General features: G+C 40.4%; 18 protein-coding genes and 3 pseudogenes. 9 read left to right on the top strand and 12 right to left on the bottom strand.

What is annotated here, in order from left to right:
• Positions 1–100: 100 nt before the first annotated feature.
• The 4 genes and pseudogenes from V8V91_RS09855 to V8V91_RS09840 form a co-directional block, all read right to left on the bottom strand.
• Positions 101–675 (bottom strand): annotated as a pseudogene (locus V8V91_RS09855) (DUF2911 domain-containing protein).
• A gap of 144 nt (positions 676–819) precedes the next feature.
• A complete protein-coding gene (locus tag V8V91_RS09850; RefSeq protein ID WP_373399910.1) occupies positions 820–1074 on the bottom strand; it encodes a hypothetical protein in 255 nt (84 codons plus the stop codon).
• 5 nt (positions 1075–1079) lie between these two features.
• Positions 1080–1226, bottom strand: a complete 147-nt coding sequence (locus tag V8V91_RS09845) for a hypothetical protein (protein ID WP_373399909.1) — start codon at positions 1224–1226, stop codon at positions 1080–1082.
• Entirely contained in the window at positions 1226–1660 is a 435-nt protein-coding gene (locus V8V91_RS09840; protein WP_373399908.1) for a hypothetical protein, read from the bottom strand. Before V8V91_RS09840 ends, V8V91_RS09845 begins: the two co-directional genes overlap by 1 nt.
• 85 nt (positions 1661–1745) lie before the next feature.
• On the opposite strand from V8V91_RS09840, the gene V8V91_RS09835 reads away from it, so the two are divergent.
• From V8V91_RS09835 to V8V91_RS09825, 3 genes are all read left to right on the top strand, one after another.
• Entirely contained in the window at positions 1746–2789 is a 1044-nt protein-coding gene (locus V8V91_RS09835) for a 6-bladed beta-propeller (RefSeq protein ID WP_373399907.1), read from the top strand.
• A gap of 28 nt (positions 2790–2817) precedes the next feature.
• The gene (locus V8V91_RS09830) at positions 2818–3198 is read left to right on the top strand and encodes a VOC family protein (RefSeq protein ID WP_373399906.1); all 381 of its coding nucleotides are present in this window, start codon (positions 2818–2820) and stop codon (positions 3196–3198) included.
• A gap of 84 nt (positions 3199–3282) precedes the next feature.
• Entirely contained in the window at positions 3283–3897 is a 615-nt protein-coding gene (locus tag V8V91_RS09825; protein ID WP_373399905.1) for an alpha-ketoglutarate-dependent dioxygenase AlkB, read from the top strand.
• 1 nt (position 3898) lies between these two features.
• Here V8V91_RS09825 and V8V91_RS09820 read toward each other — a convergent pair whose 3' ends face one another.
• The 6 genes and pseudogenes from V8V91_RS09820 to V8V91_RS09795 form a co-directional block, all read right to left on the bottom strand.
• The gene (locus V8V91_RS09820; RefSeq protein ID WP_373399904.1) at positions 3899–4459 is read right to left on the bottom strand and encodes a lactate utilization protein C; all 561 of its coding nucleotides are present in this window, start codon (positions 4457–4459) and stop codon (positions 3899–3901) included.
• Positions 4456–5814 carry a lactate utilization protein B gene (locus tag V8V91_RS09815; RefSeq protein WP_373399903.1) on the bottom strand — a complete coding sequence of 453 codons (1359 nt, stop codon included), beginning with the start codon at positions 5812–5814 and terminating at the stop codon, positions 4456–4458. The genes V8V91_RS09820 and V8V91_RS09815 overlap by 4 nt, the downstream gene beginning before the upstream one ends.
• The gene (locus tag V8V91_RS09810) at positions 5811–6554 is read right to left on the bottom strand and encodes a (Fe-S)-binding protein (RefSeq protein ID WP_373400652.1); all 744 of its coding nucleotides are present in this window, start codon (positions 6552–6554) and stop codon (positions 5811–5813) included. The genes V8V91_RS09815 and V8V91_RS09810 overlap by 4 nt, the downstream gene beginning before the upstream one ends.
• Positions 6555–6730: 176 nt before the next feature.
• A complete protein-coding gene (locus V8V91_RS09805) occupies positions 6731–7978 on the bottom strand; it encodes an FGGY family carbohydrate kinase (protein ID WP_373399902.1) in 1248 nt (415 codons plus the stop codon).
• Positions 7979–8010: 32 nt separating this feature from the next.
• Positions 8011–9045, bottom strand: a complete 1035-nt coding sequence (locus V8V91_RS09800; protein ID WP_373399901.1) for a GntR family transcriptional regulator — start codon at positions 9043–9045, stop codon at positions 8011–8013.
• 11 nt (positions 9046–9056) lie between these two features.
• Positions 9057–11188 (bottom strand): annotated as a pseudogene (locus V8V91_RS09795) (bifunctional rhamnulose-1-phosphate aldolase/short-chain dehydrogenase).
• Positions 11189–11443: 255 nt separating this feature from the next.
• On the opposite strand from V8V91_RS09795, the gene V8V91_RS09790 reads away from it, so the two are divergent.
• The 4 genes and pseudogenes from V8V91_RS09790 (at position 11444) to V8V91_RS09775 (ending at position 15435) form a co-directional block, all read left to right on the top strand.
• Positions 11444–12628 carry a hypothetical protein gene (locus V8V91_RS09790; RefSeq protein WP_373399900.1) on the top strand — a complete coding sequence of 395 codons (1185 nt, stop codon included), beginning with the start codon at positions 11444–11446 and terminating at the stop codon, positions 12626–12628.
• Positions 12629–12846: 218 nt separating this feature from the next.
• The gene (locus V8V91_RS09785) at positions 12847–13038 is read left to right on the top strand and encodes a hypothetical protein (RefSeq protein ID WP_373399899.1); all 192 of its coding nucleotides are present in this window, start codon (positions 12847–12849) and stop codon (positions 13036–13038) included.
• Entirely contained in the window at positions 13035–14315 is a 1281-nt protein-coding gene (locus V8V91_RS09780; protein WP_373399898.1) for a TIM barrel protein, read from the top strand. Before V8V91_RS09785 ends, V8V91_RS09780 begins: the two co-directional genes overlap by 4 nt.
• Before the next feature lie 90 nt (positions 14316–14405).
• Positions 14406–15435: pseudogene (locus V8V91_RS09775) on the top strand (SMP-30/gluconolactonase/LRE family protein).
• Between the two features lie 2 nt (positions 15436–15437).
• On the opposite strand, the gene V8V91_RS09770 reads toward V8V91_RS09775, so the two are convergent.
• A complete protein-coding gene (locus V8V91_RS09770; protein ID WP_373399897.1) occupies positions 15438–15995 on the bottom strand; it encodes an N-acetyltransferase family protein in 558 nt (185 codons plus the stop codon).
• Between the two features lie 9 nt (positions 15996–16004).
• On the bottom strand, positions 16005–17765 hold the full coding sequence (locus V8V91_RS09765; protein ID WP_373399896.1) for a mechanosensitive ion channel family protein: 1761 nt from the start codon (positions 17763–17765) through the stop codon (positions 16005–16007).
• 59 nt (positions 17766–17824) lie between these two features.
• Between V8V91_RS09765 and V8V91_RS09760 the strand changes: the two genes are divergently transcribed.
• Positions 17825–17989 carry a transmembrane 220 family protein gene (locus V8V91_RS09760; protein ID WP_373399895.1) on the top strand — a complete coding sequence of 55 codons (165 nt, stop codon included), beginning with the start codon at positions 17825–17827 and terminating at the stop codon, positions 17987–17989.
• Between the two features lie 2 nt (positions 17990–17991).
• Positions 17992–18186 carry a transmembrane 220 family protein gene (locus tag V8V91_RS09755; RefSeq protein ID WP_373400651.1) on the top strand — a complete coding sequence of 65 codons (195 nt, stop codon included), beginning with the start codon at positions 17992–17994 and terminating at the stop codon, positions 18184–18186.
• Positions 18187–18188 lie beyond the last annotated feature (2 nt).

The raw sequence follows: 18188 nt of genomic DNA, 5'->3' as shown, positions 1-18188 counted from the left end.
AAGGGTATCAAAAAGGATATATTTCCAAAGATTCGAAATTAAAAGAATGAAAAGACCTTCAAGGTGTTTAAAACCTCAAAGGTCTTTGTATCAAGCAAGGTTAAAATACGCCTTTAAAACCCTCTATCTTTTGGTCTACCTGGGTATCAACAGGGAATGCAAACATGGTTTGGTCCCAAACAAAATGAATGCTTGCTACTTTATTGTCCTCTGCAGAAATCATAAACATCATTCTTTCATGGGGCATTGGAGGAGTCATGGTCTTTACCTTGAAAGAAACGGCGTCGTCAGCAGCCACTGCAGCTTCATCAATTTTGCCGTCTTTCATGTAGGCGAACACAGCATTTGCTTTTGGGTTCAAATGGACAGTCCATTCTCCGGATTCCATGGGAGTAATAAATAGTGAATATTTTCCAGCGTTTAGGTTTTTCCTGCCACACTTACTGGAGTGCTAAACTCGATGATGGTAGGGTTATTGGCGCCAGCTCTCCAGGTAACCCCGAATTTTTCTAAGTCTCCAAATACTTTTCTGCCTTTCACAGCAGGAGAAGAGTAATCAATACTGATTTTAGTAAAACCAACGACTTGGGAAACATGGGCAGCAGGACTTGGTGCTGGAGCTTGTAATTGGGCGAAGGATTGGGTGGTAAATGCAAGGCAAATAGATAAGATCATTGCCAAGCAATAGGATTTGTTGTTCATGAGATAGATGTTGAATTTAAATTTGGTGTATAATTGATGATGAAATTTAACCTTGGTTTTAGTGGATTGTTTCAATCCTCATTTTTTAAAAACTTATTGGTTAGATAATCAATAAGTTTATTTTTCTAATTGGGATTTAATAAAAGCAATACTCAATGGGATTTGACTCACTGACCTGCTACTTTCATCCTCAATGGTTAGGTATTCGGTGCCCTGCTTTTTGGCCTCTTTGATGATGCCAGCGATATCCACATCTCCCGTTCCTAGTACCACGTTCGTTTCCACGTCTCCATGACCATCATTGGATCCGGGTGTTCCGATTGACCGGTCTTTCAAATGTAGCATGGGGAATTTTCCTTTGTGTTTTTTCATGATTTTCAATGGATCTCCCCTCCCATTTTAACCCAAAAAACATCCATGTTGAATTTAAAATCTTTTGCGTTTTTCAACATGTAATCCATGATTACTCCTTTTCCTTCCGGGTCGGGAGCAAATTCATAACCATGTGGGTGGTATAAAAACACTAAGCCTTCTTTTTCAATTCTTTTCCAGTCTGGTTAAAAAGTGCTGTAGCCACTTTTATTTCGTCTAAGGAGATCGGTCCTTCTGTATGCGGAATCCAGTAGCAAGTCACGTATTTTGCTCCAAACCGTTTGGCTTCTTGGATAATAGGTGTCAATGATTGACTCAGTTGGTTATAGTCGGCACCAACTCCAACGAATTTTAAATTATTGTCCTCTAATAGTTTCTCATATTCCAAGTCTGTCATTCCATAATTGCCACCTCCTTCGAGGTTTTCAATTCCCCACTCAGAAATTAATTGGTGGTATTTGACAGGGTCTTCCTTCATTTCGTTTCTTAGCGAGTAGAGTTGAAGGGCTATTTCTTGAGAATAGCTTGATGATATTGGAAGGAAACCAAAAATTATCAAGGCAATAGTATAAATCAGCTTTTTCATATGGGTTTAATGTATTGATTCTCGTAAATTACGAAGAATGTTCGGCTTTGTACGGATTCAAATTATTAAACAATAACTTAAAACTATGAAAACAAGTCGAAGAGACTTTGTCAAACAAACCTCCCTTGCGGGATTAGCCATCAGTATTACACCTTCATTTTCTTTCGGATTCAATACAGATGAAATTATCGGACACGGTGATTTTCAATATAAAGTAGATGCTAAATGGGGTATGTTAGACCCCTCCAAGGTGCCAGTAGTGAACTGCCACGAGATGGTCATGGACCGAAAGGGTAGAATGATCATGTTAACTGATGAAGCAAAAAATAATGTGATCATTTATGATCAATCCGGCAAGCTTTTAAAAACTTGGACCTTAGGCTTGGATCGCGCACATGGGTTGACCTTAGTGGATGAGGGAGATGCGGAATATTTATGGATTTGTGATAATGGAGGCAGAGTGGTCAAAACCACGTTGGATGGAACCATCGTCAGTGAGATTGTTTCTCCTGTGAAAGAAGAGATCTATACCGAAAAAATGTCTTGGGTGCCAACAGAAACGACCATAGGTCCCAATGGAGATTTGTACATTGCAGATGGGTATGGCTCTCAATATTTCCTTCAATACGATAAGGATGGTGTTTTTAAAAGAAAATTTGGAGGACCTGGTTCTGGAGATTCTCAATTTAGTACTGCCCACGGAATTACAGTGGACCAGCGTGGTGGAAAAACACCTACCCTTCTATGTACTTCAAGAGGACATAATTCATTCAAGAGGTTCAGTTTAGATGGAGAATACCAAGAGACTATATTCTTACCGGGGGCTTTTGTTTGTAGGCCTGTAATTCATGGTGATAACCTCTATGCTGGTGTATGTTGGTCAAGATTGAGGTATTTGGAGCAAACTCCAGATTCAGGTTTTGTGACCATCCTCAATAAAGAGAATCAAGTGGTTTCAAATCCAGGAGGTACCGCCCCTGAATATCGGGATGGTAAATTACAGTTGATGGTTCAGTCTCAACCAATTTTCAAGCATTGCCATGATGTGTGCATTGATCAGGATGAAAATATCTATGTATGCCAGTGGAATGCTGGAAAAACCTATCCGATTAAATTGACAAGAGTGTAATATATCCATAATTCTAAATCCAATTCCTATGAAAAATGTAACTGTTGGTTGGTTTGAAATTCCTGTTGCTGACATGGATCGAGCCATTGCTTTTTATGAAAAAGTTTTTGATTGTAAGTTGAATAAGCAAGTCATGGGAGATTTTCAAATGGCCTGGTTTCCATGGGAGGATATGGAAAAGGGGGCAGGTGGCAGTTTGGTATATCATAAGGAGTTTTATGCCATTAGCGATTTAGCTGGTCCATTGATTTATTTTTCATCAGATGATTGCGACATAGAATTAGGAAGAGTAGAGAATGCGGGAGGAAAAGTTCAGATACCCAAGAGAATGATCGCTCCAGATATTGGATATATGGGAGTGTTTAGTGATTCTGAGGGGAATAGGATTGCGATTCACTCTAGAAGTTAAAAGATAACAAACCCCTGATTTTTTTTGAATTCAGGGGTTTTATTTTGCCTGAATGAAAATGAGTGAAGTTCAATAGATAGAATAATGAGTTTGTTTGATTTAGATTTTGATCCAGCTAAGAATCTTCTTCCAGAAGGAGGTACGGTTCATTATTATGGGAAGTTATTCAATCAAAAGGAGGCTGATCAATATTTCCAGATCTTATTAAATGAGATTGAATGGAGGAATGATGAGGCTATCATATTTGGTAAAAAAATCATAACAAAAAGAAAAGTAGCCTGGTATGCAGAAAATCCCTATGAATATACCTACTCCAATAGTACCAAGACTGCTTTGCCTTGGACTAAGGCATTATTAGAGTTGAAAGATAAAGTAGAGGAGAAGACGGGAGAAACTTTTAATTCCTGCTTGCTAAACCTCTACCATAACGGAGCAGAAGGGATGGCATGGCACAGTGATGGAGAAAAAGATTTAAAAAGAAATGGAGCAATTGGTTCTCTAAGCTTGGGGGCTGAAAGAAAATTTGCATTCAAACACAAAGAAACCAAGCAAAAGGTGGAAATGATGTTGGAGCATGGCAGTTTATTGGTAATGAAGGATGAGACACAGAGCAATTGGCTTCATCGTTTGCCTCCAACCAAAAAGGTCTCTGAAGCCAGAATAAACCTGACTTTTCGAACCATCGTCGAAAACCCCTAATCTAAACCAAAACAACCCTGAGGCTTTTAGCACCATGGGCACCAATTACCAGGGATTGTTCTATATCAGCAGTTTTGGAAGGTCCGGCGATAAATACTCCAAAACCTGAATAATGCAGACCAATGAGAGAGTAGGCCTCATGCATGTTTCCTACCAATTTAGATTTTTCCAGTACGATGACTAAGTGCTGGGTGATAAATGGAACAGCCCTTAAACCTAAGTTTTCATCTTCCAGCCATATTGCTGCATTTTCTGCAACGCCCAGTTGGCCATCAATAATTGCAAGGTCCAAATCATTTAAATCTGTACCCTTTTCAGGTAGCTCAAAAGATTTTAAATCAGGAATTAATTTAGAGCCTGAATAGACTTTTGGATAGGCTCCTGAATTTACTAAATCCACCAATTCCAACTCGGAGATAAGAGTCCCCTTATTGTTTTTTACAGATTGCTGAAAAGTCTCTAAATTATTTTCTGCCGCATCAAATGAAGGGACAGCAGGTAGTGGCTGCTCTTCTTGCGAAAGCTTTTTAATGCTGGATAGTATCAATTCTTTACTGCTCATGATCTGTTTTTTTGATACCACTCTTTAAATGATTCTTTGGGGACTTCAGGTAGATCTCGGTTTTTACCCCAGGCATTCAGAGGATTATAGATCACTGAATTTGGAAGGGTCTTCAACGTGGATCGAAGCAATTTCCCTGATATTTTGTAAGCCAAAGGGCTTTTGAATATGCCATTAGCCATCTTCATAGACATTCCTTTAGCAGTCCAACCTTGAGCTTTGGTGATTTCTTGCCGCCATTCATACAATTGCTCATGAATGTTGATTTTCACTGGGCAGACATCCGAACAGCTTCCACATAAGGTGGAAGCAAAAGGTAATGTACTGTATTTTTTTACATCAATTCCCGGCGAAAGTATAGACCCAATAGGACCAGGCACCGTACTTCCGTAACTATAACCTCCACTTCTTCTGTAAATGGGACATGTATTCATACAGGCTCCGCAACGGATGCACTTTAATGAATTTTTAAATTTCTCCCGAGCCAGTTGTTTGGTTCTTCCATTATCCACTAAAATCAAATGAATTTCCTTGCCTGGAGCTGGACTTCTAAAATGAGAATTATAATTGGTGATAGATTGTCCAGTAGCAGATCTGGCTAATAATCTCAAGAAAATACCTAAATCTGCTCTTCTTGGGATGATTTTTTCAATGCCCATACAGGCAATATGCACATCTGCTAAATGAACTCCCATGTCTGCATTACCTTCATTGGTACATACTACAAATTCGCCAGTCTCAGGAATGGCAAAATTCACTCCAGTGACAGCCACTTTAGCTGCCATAAACTTGTCTCTTAAATGCTGTCTGGCTTCATGAGTTAAATATACAGGATCCTCATTTCCTTTCTCTGTATGGAGTTTCTCATGGAAAATTTCTGAGATGTCCCCCTTTTTTAAGTGAATGGCCGGGAGGACAATATGGCTTGGAGGTTGCTTTAAAAATTGAACAATCCGTTCTCCAAGGTCAGTATCCACTACTTCTACTCCATGTCCTTCCAAATAGGGGTTGAGGTGGCATTCCTCGGTCAATATGGATTTACTTTTGACGATTGCCTTGCATTTCTTTTCCTTCAAAATGCTCAAAACAATCTCATTATGTTCCTTTGCATCTTTGGCCCAATGAACTTTGACGCCATTGGCTGTGGCTTTTTCTTCCAGTTCCTCCAAATAGACATCTAATTTGGACAAAACATGGTTTTTGATTCCGGAAGCAAGGTTTCTAAGCTCCTCCCATTCAGGGATATTTTTGCTTGCGAGATCTCTTTTCTCACGGACAAACCAAAGAGTTTCATCATGCCAATGGGCTCTTTTTTCGTCCTTCAAGAAATTTGCGGCTTGACTTGGATGGCTCATGAGATGGCTTGATTTAAAATTTCTGCCAAATGCATAAACTTGACAGGTTTATGGGTTCTTTCTGCAATTCCTTGTAAATGCATCAAGCAAGAGGTGTCTCCTCCGCAGATGATTTCTACTTGATGTTCCAAATGATCCGAAAGCCTGTCTTTTCCCATTTGAACAGACAATGCTTCTTCGGAGACGGCAAAGGTTCCACCAAAACCACAGCATTCATCTTTTCTGGTAAGATTGACTACTTCAAGATCTTCAATTCCTGCAAAAAGGTCCATTGCTTTGCTAAATGGAGTTTCATTCAATTCTGAGGAGGAGCTTAACCTTAATCCTCTTTGTCCATGACAAGAGGAGTGAAAACCTATTCGGTGAGGGAAGGATCCTTTGATAGTGCCTACTTTTAATACATCTGTGAGAAACTCACTTAATTCAAAAATTTTGGATTGAACCTCCTTTTGTGTTTCAATCAAATCTCCCATTTCTGGTTGGTGTTCTTTGATATGTAAGACACAACTACCAGAAGGGGCTACGATGTAATCAAAGCCTTTAAAAGTCTCTAAAAACTGCCTTGTTGTTCCCTCTGTATCTCTCTCAAACCCTGAATTTGCCATAGGCTGTCCACAACAAGTTTGATCCATCGGATAGGTTACTTTACACCCCAATTTTTCCAATAATTCTAAAGTAGCCTTTCCTACATGGGGATAGAACTGGTCAATGTAACAAGGTATAAAAAGGGCAACTTCCATGGATTTTATTAATTGATTCAAATAATTTTGGAATTTAAGAATCGCAAAGAATGAAGTTAGGAGTATTTTTAAGCTTTGGGAAGAATTAAATTACCGGTGGTTTAAAATCTGGCTGAACAAGTAAAGCTGCTCCTAAGGCGGTTCCTAAGGCAAAATCACTGGTCAGAATTTCCAATTCAGGTAATTTTTCTCAACATTCCTACGAATATTTCATTGGCATTAAACCCTCCATCTATAAACATTCTTGAGACCGAAGAATTTGCCCAAACTAATTTAAGTGCTGCAATCTGGAGGTCCGTCAACTCGTGAATAAAGCTGTAATAAGCATCTTCAAAATCCTCGAATTCCTCAAAATTCATGGATTCGGCTTGCGTTAATCCATAGGCCTCAGGCTTTAGGTAATGGAACCGAACCCGGTTAGGTTTAGATTTTACCTGATTAAATCTACCCTCTTCAAAGGCCAATTTCTTATAGGTACCCAATGGCTTTTTGAAGAACTCATACATCTTTTCTACTTGGTATTTATGTTCTTCTCCGATAAATAGTCGACTGATTTTGATGGGATCACCAGTAATCCCGATAAACTGAAGGCAATCTTTCAATAATTCCGACTCAGTCAAAGGGCTTTTGTTGAAAGGGTTAATGCTAATCGCCCAAGTTCCTGTGGACAAAAGCATAAATGGCTCATTCTCCCTTTTCAAATAGGGTAGAAGTGCGGAAGAAGAATCATGGACTCCAATGCCTGAAGGGATTTCTCCAAACTGTGGTAATGTTTTGAAAATAGAGGAACTGTTCATTGCTGGAAGCAACAAATCCAGAACCTCATTTTCTTTCAACCATTTATGGTACTCTTGCATTCTAAAATCCCAAAGGCCCGTATGACATCCAATGCTGGTGAAATCTGAGACAAATTTTCCAGTAAAGATGGAACTCAGGTACTGAGGTAAATGGAACGTATGTTTGATATTTTTGAATTGTTCAGGTTTTTCAATCTTAAGGAAATAAAGCTGAAGACCTGAATTCAGCATGGCCAAAGGAGGAGAGGCTGTAGTGGTACAAAACTCCATTCTGCCCCCTTGTTCTTCGTAAAACCGATCTAAAAGTTCCTCAGGGAATGGTTTTAAATAATCATATAAAGGAGTGACAGGCTGCCCATATTCATCTGTATGAACGAGTGTAGCTCCATAACTTGTGAAATTAATTCGCGTAATTTCGAACTCTTCCATTTGACGAGCTTTGTTGAATGTATCAATCATCCAGCTTTTCAATTCGTCAATTGGTTCAGATTGGAAACCATCTTCATCTACCCCTGGCTCCAGTCTGTGGTAAGTTTGATATACTACTTCTAAGTCTTGATCAAATAGAAAGAATTTTTTATTGGTCTTCCCAATATCGAAAATAGCGGTTACTGAAATTTTATTCATGAATGTTCAAGACCCATTAAATTGAATAATTGTTAGAGAGATCTTCTGACGATAAGCCTAAAAGGATTTTTGATTGGCATTCGATCTTCTGTTCCTAAAATTTGGTTGGCAATAGACCTTCCCATATGGATAAAATCTGTGGAAATGGTAGAAATTCCTTTGTCTAAAATCTCTTTTAATGGAGTTTCATTGTATGAAATCAAACCCACATCCTGTCCCAGGTTCAAACCTTGTTCTCTGGACTTCTTGATGATATTCACCAGATCTGACTCAGCTAATACCAAGAAAAGATCACCTTCATAAAGAGGCTCATCATCAATCCCATCCAAGATCAGGTTTTCAAAATCGTGGAAGAAACAAAAACGTTTGAATCCATCCACAATTTCCACAGGATACATATCCCCTTTTGGAAACACCAAGATCATTCTTTTATACTTCCTTAAATGGCTTAGCCCAGATTCTAGTGCAGCGAAAATATCTTTTGCAAAATCCTGAAAAATCCCTGGGAATTCGTTTTCATGACCTTTTACAGCTCGATCCATGATCAACATCTTATCCTTTGGAATTTTCTTTAAAAGCTCGTATCCAGTCACAGGGTGTGTGTCTTTGTCAAAGAAATGAGGGGCTACAACATAATAATTGTATTTCCCCATGCTTTGATGAAGCAAATCTTCCAGCAGGTTCACATTATAATGGTGAATATGCATATCTACCGTAGCATTTTCTCCTAGAGTCTCTATGATGGAATAGTAGATGATTTTCTTGTAAGAGCTTAATTTGTTGAACAAAAGGAGAACTTTTAGTTTATTTTCAACATTTGTTGAACTGACATAAAAGCCCTTGCCTCTCACCGATGTGATGATACCTCGGTCCTTTAGCTCATTATAAGCTTTCTCTACGGTATCCCGGGAGAGTAAGAAGTCAAAACTAGTTTCATTAATAGAAGGAATTCGATCCCCGATGTTTAGTTTTCCTTTTTCAATTTCATCGAGGATCAAATTCACTACTTGTAAATACTTAGGGGTCCTTGAATCCGTAAGGATTCTTTCCGATTTGTCGACAAGCATAGCGTTCTGGGTTATGTTGGGTTTGGGTACTCATTGTTTTCTATCTTAGGAAAGCCGGAGCCAGTCCAATCGTCCACGTTGACTATGTTTCCGGTTGATTTATTGAGCATTCCGGAAACGAAAGCAAAAGCTGCATCCGCGATGTCGGATGTTTTCACGGCTTCTTTGAGTAAGGTTCTGTTGCATAATAAGCAGGAAGGTCCTTCACTAATTCCATAGGCCTTTGCCCGGTTTTCGGCCCATCCACCTTCCCAGATGTTGAGCGGAGTTTTCGATGACTGCATCCGGGTTGACCACATTGACGCGGATCTTGTCCTCACCGAGTTCGGCAGCCATCAATCTTGACATGCAGCTGTGCAGCCTTTGCGGTGCCATAAGCCACGTTTTTAGGCCCTGCCACCAAAGCATTCTTGCTGACGATATTGACGATGTCCCCACCGAGTCCCTGCTGCTTGAGGATCTTGACTCCTGGCTGGGACATCAAACTGTCCTTGACCAGGATGTCCAGCAGTTTGTTCCAGTCGGCTTCGGTATGTTCTACCAAAGGTTTGAGATGAGGATCCCCGCATTGTTGACGATGATGTCCAGTCCGCCGAACTTCAGGCAAATTTCCTGCATGGCTTTTGAGGCTTTCGTATCGGTGACATCCAGGGTAACGCCCAGAAAACATCCTCTGTATTTTTTCTGCATTTCCGTTTCGGTCTGGAAAAGTCTTTCCGCATTGATGTCGGTGACCACCACACAGGCACCTTCCTGTAAATATCGTTCGGCATGCCTTTGCCGATTCCCCCAGGCACCCCTGTGATCAGTGCGATCCTTCTAAGCGGTTTTTCCTTTGGCATGCGCTGAAGCTTCTTGGCTCCCCTTCAAGCAGCCAGTATTCAATATTGAAAGTTTCCTGAAGGGGAAGGGAAACATAAGAGGATACGGCCTCTGCCCCTCTCATTACGTTGATGGCGTTGATATAGGAATTCCGGAAGCTACCCTGGAAGTCTGCTTGTCCTTGGCAAAGGAGAAAAGACCTACACTCCGGCCACAGGATGATGACCGGATTTCACGCATGGCAGGGGAATTGGGGTGCTTGTGTTTTTCATAGTAATCGGCATACATCTCCCTGTACTTCTGGAATTCCACTTCCAGTTCAGCTCGGTGTAGCGGGATCGGAAAGATCCACATCTGCTGGGATGTCGAGCACCAAAGGATATCTTGGTACGTGGTGGAAGTGATCCGGACAGGAGGTGCCCATGGGTGCAAGCTTGTTAAGGTCGTTGGAATTGATGAACTGCAATACCACCTCGGTGTCTGGAGAAGGTACCGAATTACTTCTTTTTCGGAGGAAGCCAGCCCCTGCAGCACGGGAGCCAATAAGGCAGCCTGTGCGCGCGCTGCTCGGCAGGAAGCGATGTGACTTTCTGTCCACCGAATACCGGTCTGTTTTTACCGTAATTGGCCTCCAGGTAAGCTGAAGCGGTTTCGATGACTTCCAGACTGTTGATATAACATTCAAAGACGGCCTCCCCAGGTGAAGAGCCCATGTCCAATGAGCATGATTCGAATCCTGGGATTGTCCGCCAAAGTCTGCTGCAACTGGAGTCCCAGATCGAATCCCCGGCTTCTGCCAAGGTACCCAGGCGATCTGTCCGTTCCAGAGTTCCTGCGTGATCTTCTCGCCTTCCTTGGAAGCGGCTATGGCAATGGCTGCATCAGGATGGAGATGGTCAATGTGTTTGAAAGGTAAAAAAGTATGTAAAGGGGGTGTCGATGGAAGGAGCTTTGGAGTCCAGGTCGTAGATACAGTGGTTGAAAAGGCCCACCATTTCGTCTTCAAACTGATACCCTGTAGATTCCCCGCAATGCCCGGAGTTTGTCAACATATAGACCGGCCAGTCCGGCCTTGGTGAGGGTTCCGATATCCCCTCCGGATCCTTTGACCCACATAATTTCCACGGACTCCTTGGTCAGGGGATCTTTTTCAAAGTTTTGGCAACTGGTATTGCCCCCGCCGTAGTTGGTGATGCGGAGATCGGCACCCAGGATATTGGATCTATAGATTAATAGGTCAACTTCGTTTCCTTCCAAAGCGGCAGCCTTTTTATCATCCCATGCGGTTGACATGCTTGAATTCTTTTGTATTCGTAGTCATTTACAATTTCAATTTTAATAGGTTGAATATGGGACAACCCAGGCTTTTTGGTGTCCTGTGCTGTCTTGAAATGGGTCATTTTTGTTACTTCAAGCCAATTTTAGCCCATTATTCTATTGTTAATTTTTCGAAGGTCAATTTAATGAAATGAGGATGGAAGGGAAACAGCTTTTGGCTTTTATTCTATCTTTTATCAAATTTCAAGGATGCAACAGGATAGTTGACAGGTTAATTTTGGATTTTTTACCCGCCGATATGAGTGATCAAAAATTATTTAAAAAGATAGTTAGTCAAACTAACGAATACGAGCGAACACCTGTGCCTACAAGTGAGCTTAAATCAGGAAAGAGCTTTCTTGGTATGTATGCCGGTGAGCATACAGCAGGTACTGAATTTGTTATCGGGCCATTATTTGTTGCACATGGGGTCGCTGCAACAGATCTTATTTTAGGTTTGTTTGTAGGGAATCTTCTGGCAGTCCTGAGTTGGGGATTAATGACTGGTCCAATTGCTACCTCGAAAAGGCTTACACTTTATTACCAACTAGAAAGGATTACCGGTAAATCGGTTGTTTCTCTGTATAATTTTATCAACGCATTGATGTTTTGCTTTTTGGCGGGATCGATGATCGCAGTGTCAGCCACTGCAGTGGGAATTCCTTTTGGATTGGAAATGCCTACCTTGACCGACTGGTATCCAAAAACCCCAGGCTGGATAGTCGCGGTAATGATTATGGGAGCGGTGATTACATTGATTGCGATCAGAGGGTATAATCAGGTAGCCAAGTTTGCCAATGTCATGGCACCTTGGATGATCTTGATTTTTATTTCTGCGGCATTTGCAGCCTTACCACAGTTAGGAGTCCATTCCTTGGATGAGTTTGTTGTGGCAGCGAAAGAAGTAATATGGACTGGAGTTCCATTACCCGGAATTTCAAAATTTACTGTCTGGCATGTCATATTTTTCTGTTGGTTCTGTAATATGGCCATGCACATCGGGATGTCAGATTTGACGATTTTGCGTTATGCTAAGTCCTGGAAATATGGATTTTTATCTTTTGCAGGAATGTACATCGGTCACTTTGTTGCCTGGATAGCCTCTGGAATATTGTATGCAGTCTTTCTTCAAACCAATGCTAACTCACAGGAATTTGCTCCAGGACCCATTGCTTTTCAAGCAGCAGGCGTAGCTGGGGCTGTTTGTGTGGTGGTAGCAGGATGGACAACAGCAAATCCAACTATTTATAGAGCGGGATTGGCTTTGCAAGGGATTTTTCCAAAAACCAAAACATGGAAAATCACCGCGATTGTAGGGGTAGTACACCAGTCTGGCAGCTTGCTTCCCTGCTTTGGTGATGAAATTGTTGGATTTTGTGGCTTTGTATGGTTTGGTGTTGATGCCTATGGGAGCCGTCATCTTTGCAGATTTTTACTTCGCTGAAAAAATGGGTTTTCAGCCAGAACAAGCACTGCATAACAAAAAGGCATTTACATGGCCAGCCTTAGCTGCTTGGCTTATCACACTCATTATTTGCTGGCTTTTGAATTACTTCTATGGACTGGAAATTTTCTTTTGGGGCTTCCTGGATGGTTTATAGCCGTAACCTTATTTGTAACATTTTCCAAAATCCAGTTTCCAGCACTTCGAACGAAATTTGCATGAAAACCTTACTTAAAATAGCATCCTACCTAGCCCTTTTGCTGACCATAGTGCCGCCTTTGATGTACTTTAAATCAATGATCTCCCTTGATTCCAGCCATCTTTACATGACCATTGGGATGTTCCTTTGGTTTGGAACAGCACCTTTTTGGATCAATAAAAAGAAGGAGGATCAACCTAAAGAGTTATGAAATTAAGTTTAGAACAATTACAAGAATATAATCTATCAGTACTTTCCAGCCATCAGGAAGAGTTTAGGTTTTTGGCCAATCACTTATCAAAAGAGGGGAATGATGTCAATGGGTTGGTTGAAAGAATCAAAGCTTTTCAAATTGCTGTCCCTAGTTGGGCTTTAGGAGCTGGAGGAACCCGGTTTGGGCGCTTTGGAATAGGAGGAGAGCCTAGAGATTTGGAAGAAAAACTCGAGGATATTGGTTTGTTGAAGGCTCTGACAAAAAAAACAGATAGTGTTTCTTTGCATATCCCTTGGGATATCCCAAGGGACTATTCGGCTATTCAATCGAAAGCAGAATCATTAGGGATCAGCTTTGATGCCATGAATAGTAACACTTTTCAAGATTATGGGCAGGCAGAGAGTTACAAGCTAGGGTCACTCGGGAATGCCAAAAAATCAGTGAGAGACCAAGCTGTTGCGCATAATGTGGAAGTGATTGAAATTGGTAAGAAGTTAGGTAGTAAAGGGTTGACTGTTTGGTTGGCAGATGGAAGTAATTTTCCTGGGCAGGCAAGCTTGAGAAAATCATTGCAATGGACGCAAGAATCCTTGTCTGAAATCTACCAGAATATGCCAGAAGATTGGAAGTTGTTAGTGGAATACAAACCGTATGAGCCTAACTTTTATCATACTATTATTCCTGATTGGGGTACCTCCTCTTTGCTATGTAAATCTGTGGGAGATCGGGCAAAAGTATTGGTGGATTTAGGACACCATTTACCCAATACCAATATTGAACAAATTGTGGCTACATTGATGTACCAGGATATGTTAGCAGGTTTCCATTTCAACGATAGTAAGTATGGAGATGATGACCTAACTACTGGTAGTATTAAGCCATATCAGTTGTTCCTGATTTTTTGCGAACTGATTACGGGTTCTGAAGATGGAGCCCAAGCATGGGAAAGTATTTCTTGGATGATTGATGCAAGCCATAATACCAAGGATCCCTTGGAAGATTTGATGCAGGCCCTTGAAATGATTAGCATTAGTTTTACCAAAGCTTTATTGGTCAATAGAAAGAAATTGACTGCTTTCCAGATGGAAGGCGATGTAGTAGGTGCGCAGGAGTGTCTCCAAGAAGCATTTCAAAGAGATGTTCGTCCTTTGGTAAAAGAGGCTAGAATTCAATTAGGAGGTGCCGCAGACCCTATTGGGCTTTATCGCAAAATGGATGTTCGAAAAAAATTGATTCAGGAAAGAGGCGCAGAGTCCAGATCGACTGGTTTGTAGTTGATTTTCATATTACTTCCTTGGAAACTCTTGTAATGACAATTCAAAAGGATTTAATAAATTGGAGATTAGAACTTTATCAATCGAGCCATGAATAAGCCTCTGCCTATTATTTTTCTCTCCTTACTTGTGTTGTCTTGCAATTCGCCAGAAAAGAAGGCGGACTCCGAGGCAGGGGATGCTAAGGTTTCAAATTTTGAAACAACGGGTTCCATTGAAAGATTAAGTGGGAGTATGGATATGTTAATCCCTCTTGATTCTAAGATTGAGGTAATTGCATCGGGTTTTGATTGGTCTGAAGGACCTTTATGGCTAGAGGATCAGCAGGCATTGATATTTACAGATGTTCCAGAAAACAAGATTTGGAAATGGTCAGAATCAGATAGCTTACAGGTATATTTGGAGCCATCTGGATATTTTGGAAGTGAGACAAATAAAAGAGAACCAGGAGCCAATGGGCTGATTTTGGATGAAGACGGGAAGTTGATGCTATGCCAACATGGGGCCAGACAGGTTGCCAAAATGGTGAGTGATATATCAGAGCCCAGCCCAGTTTTTGAGGTGTTGGCAGATACCTACCAGGGAAAGAAGTTTAATAGCCCCAATGATTTGGTGAAGAGTGAAAACGGAAATTTGTTTTTCACTGACCCACCTTATGGATTGGATGAATGGGATACCAAGGAGCTGGAATTTCAGGGTGTTTATCAGCTTGATTTTATGGGGAATTTAACCCTACAGATAGACTCACTTTCCCGTCCAAATGGTATCGGATTAAGTCCTGATAAAAAACTTATACGTGGCCCAATCAGACCCCCTTAAAGCAAGATATTATGCTTTTAATTTGGATGAGAATCAAAATGTAAGTTCAGGGGAAATGATTTTGGATGTGAGTGATCTGGTTGGAGAGGCCAATCCTGGGCTTCCAGATGGAATGGCTGTGCATAGTAGTGGGAACTTGTTTGCAAGCGGACCTGGGGGAATTTTGATCATCAGTCCCAATGGAGAACACTTGGGGACGATTAAAACAGGAAGAGCCACCTCTAACTGTACTTTTGATACCAATGAAGATTACCTATACATCACGGCTGATGGAGAGTTGTTGAGAGTGAGATTAATATAGCGTTAATTTTTACTCCAATCCCAAACTACAATGGCCCATGTTTCATACTCGTCTTTGAAGGTGTGAATCACTTCAAACCCCACTTTTTGATGTGCTTTTAAAGATCTTGCATTTGAAATAGAAATTTCTGTGATCGCAAAATCATATTCTTTTTCAAAGGCTTTTCGATAGGCTTCATAACCATTAAAGAACAATCCCTGTCCTCGGTATTTCTTACCAACACAAACCTGTCCTACAGCCATATAATTGTACTCACTTACTTTTTTACCTAGGTAATAAAGTTCATCAAATTGCTCAAACATGGGCACTAACATAGGGACATCATTCCTGGATATTTTGGTCATCGCAAGAAAATAGGCAGCCACATGATCTCCATCTTTTGCGATGATATGAGGTTCGATAGAATTTAATAATCCCAACAATTCTAAATTGTGTTGTACCCTTACAAAGCCCTGTTCATTCTTCTCTGATTCTGAGATATTTTGGATTAGGTTTTCTTCTTGAAGGTCTAAAATCCCTTGGAGATCAGCTTCAGTTTTAGCTTGGCAAACGTTTACCATAAAAAGGAATTAGCGATAGGTTGAGTCTTCTGGTTCTTCGCCCGCATCTGAGGGTTTGATTTCCATGTTCTCAGGGTTAGAAGGGGCAGGAGTAGTAGGTGCTGCTGGCGGAGTTTCCTCAGGAATATATTTTGGAGGAATTGTCAAGTCATTTCCTTCTCTGTTTGCCCGGTAATGTGGAGACATGATTTCTACGCCTGCTTCTGTGAAGGCATCCTGAATACTGGCATGTAAATCAGAGTAACTTTTGGCTGCTTTTTTGGTTTCAATCGTGTAAGCATTGATCTGATAACTCACATAAAAATCATCCAAACTTGTTTGCAAAACAAAAGGTTTAGGCTCTTTGATAATTGTATCCACTTTTAATGCGGCACCGATCAAGAGCTCATGAACTTTGCGCCAGGGCACATCATATCCAATAGTTACGGTACTATGTAAAATTAATCCAGAACTATTTTCTTCTACCGTATAATTGATAGTATTTCCATTTAAAATAGCAGAATTTGGGATGGTGACTTCTTCATTTTTTATGGTTCGAAGACGGGTAACCAGCATTGTTTTTTCTATGACATCCCCAGTTGTATCTCCGATTTTTACACGATCTCCAATTTTAAATGCCCTCATGTAAATGATAACCAGGCCAGCAATAATATTACTGATGGCGGAAGAAGAACCTAGGGAGATTAATAAGCCTAAAAACACACTGACTCCTTGGAAGGCAGGAGAATCTGAACCAGGTAAATAAGGGAAAATCACAATGAATGCGAAGGCATAAATAATGGTTTTAACCAAATTAAAAGTAGGCTTTGCCCATTCTGGATAAAAACCAGGAATGCTTAGGTTACCTCTCCCAATTTCCCCTGATATAAAATTCACAAATTGCCCTATGTAATAAGTAATGACCACCACCACGATGATCATAAACATGTAGGGAATATATTGTAAGAAAGAGTTAATGATGGATTTTAAAGGGTTGGTGATGTAACCCAATAAGATTCCCGCAAGATTTTTAGTAGAAGGGAAAATACTGAATATAATAGGGAGAGTAAGGTACAGCAAAATGATGATGAGGATAATTTTGAAGATCCTCATCAATGATTTCAGTAGGCTTTCTTCACGCTCTGCAGAGAGTAATTCAAAGTCTTTGATTTTGATTCCTTTGAAATATTTATGCCATTTGGAAAGAATAAAATCAATGGTTCTGTTTATGCCTTTATTGATTAAATACACCAATAAGACTACCACTAAAATCACCCCGATAAGCATTCCTGTTCTGGTGATAATCTGTATCAAGGAACGATCCTCATGATTTCTCCTGTAAGATTCTTTGATCGCCTCCAGATATTCCTGAGCCAGCACACGTTGGTCTTTTTCAAAATAGGAAGCATCTTCTTTTGTGACACTTCCTAAAATCATTTCGCCATGCCAAATTTCGATGGCAATATCATCTTGAGTGGTACTCAAAAGAGTAGTGTCAAACGCCTCTGTTTCTAGAAGAAGATCTAGTTTGTTGCTAAAATTTTGGGCTCGTTCAGAAGGAGAGAACGGACCTATTTTATTGGCAATGAAGAATATGGTGTCATTAAAAAATAACACTGGTTTTTGGATGGTATCAGGATAGTTAATCGAAGTTGAGTCTTGATCTTGAGCGAGAATCAATCCTGAGTTTATTAATAGTAATAGAAGTATAGAAAGTCTCTTAAAAATCAATTTCATAAATAAGTATTTATGGGAGGTATATGCTTGTTTACTTATTTCTAAACCGTTCACAGGATTAAATTAAATAAAATTCATCGTTTTCAGTAGATTTGATCAAAAACCATTTAATCATGACTTTTAATAAAGTGTATTATGGACTTTGGGTAGTCCTTTTCGCCTTATTTGCCTTTTGGCAATTCAATGACCCAGACCCTGAAATTTGGGTAAGTATTTATGGGGTAGCCATTATTTTCTGTTTATTGGGTTTTAGGGGATATTCCCTAAAATACCTTTGACAGTGGTAGTAGCTGCCTGTCTGATCGGTGCAGCGTATTATTGGCAAGGCCATGTAGGAGATTGGGTTTCTCAAGAGGTAGAGCAGCACAATCTCAGTATGAAAAATGATTTCATGGAAGAATCCAGAGAATCATTTGGTCTTATGATTATTACTTTGGTGATGATCCCTGGTTTGATTAAAGCCTGGAAAAAATAATC

The sequence above is a fragment of the Algoriphagus halophilus genome, assembly GCF_041729275.1.
Classification (GTDB): Bacteria; Bacteroidota; Bacteroidia; order Cytophagales; family Cyclobacteriaceae; genus Algoriphagus; species Algoriphagus halophilus_A.
This window is presented reverse-complemented; position numbering and strand designations above follow the sequence as displayed.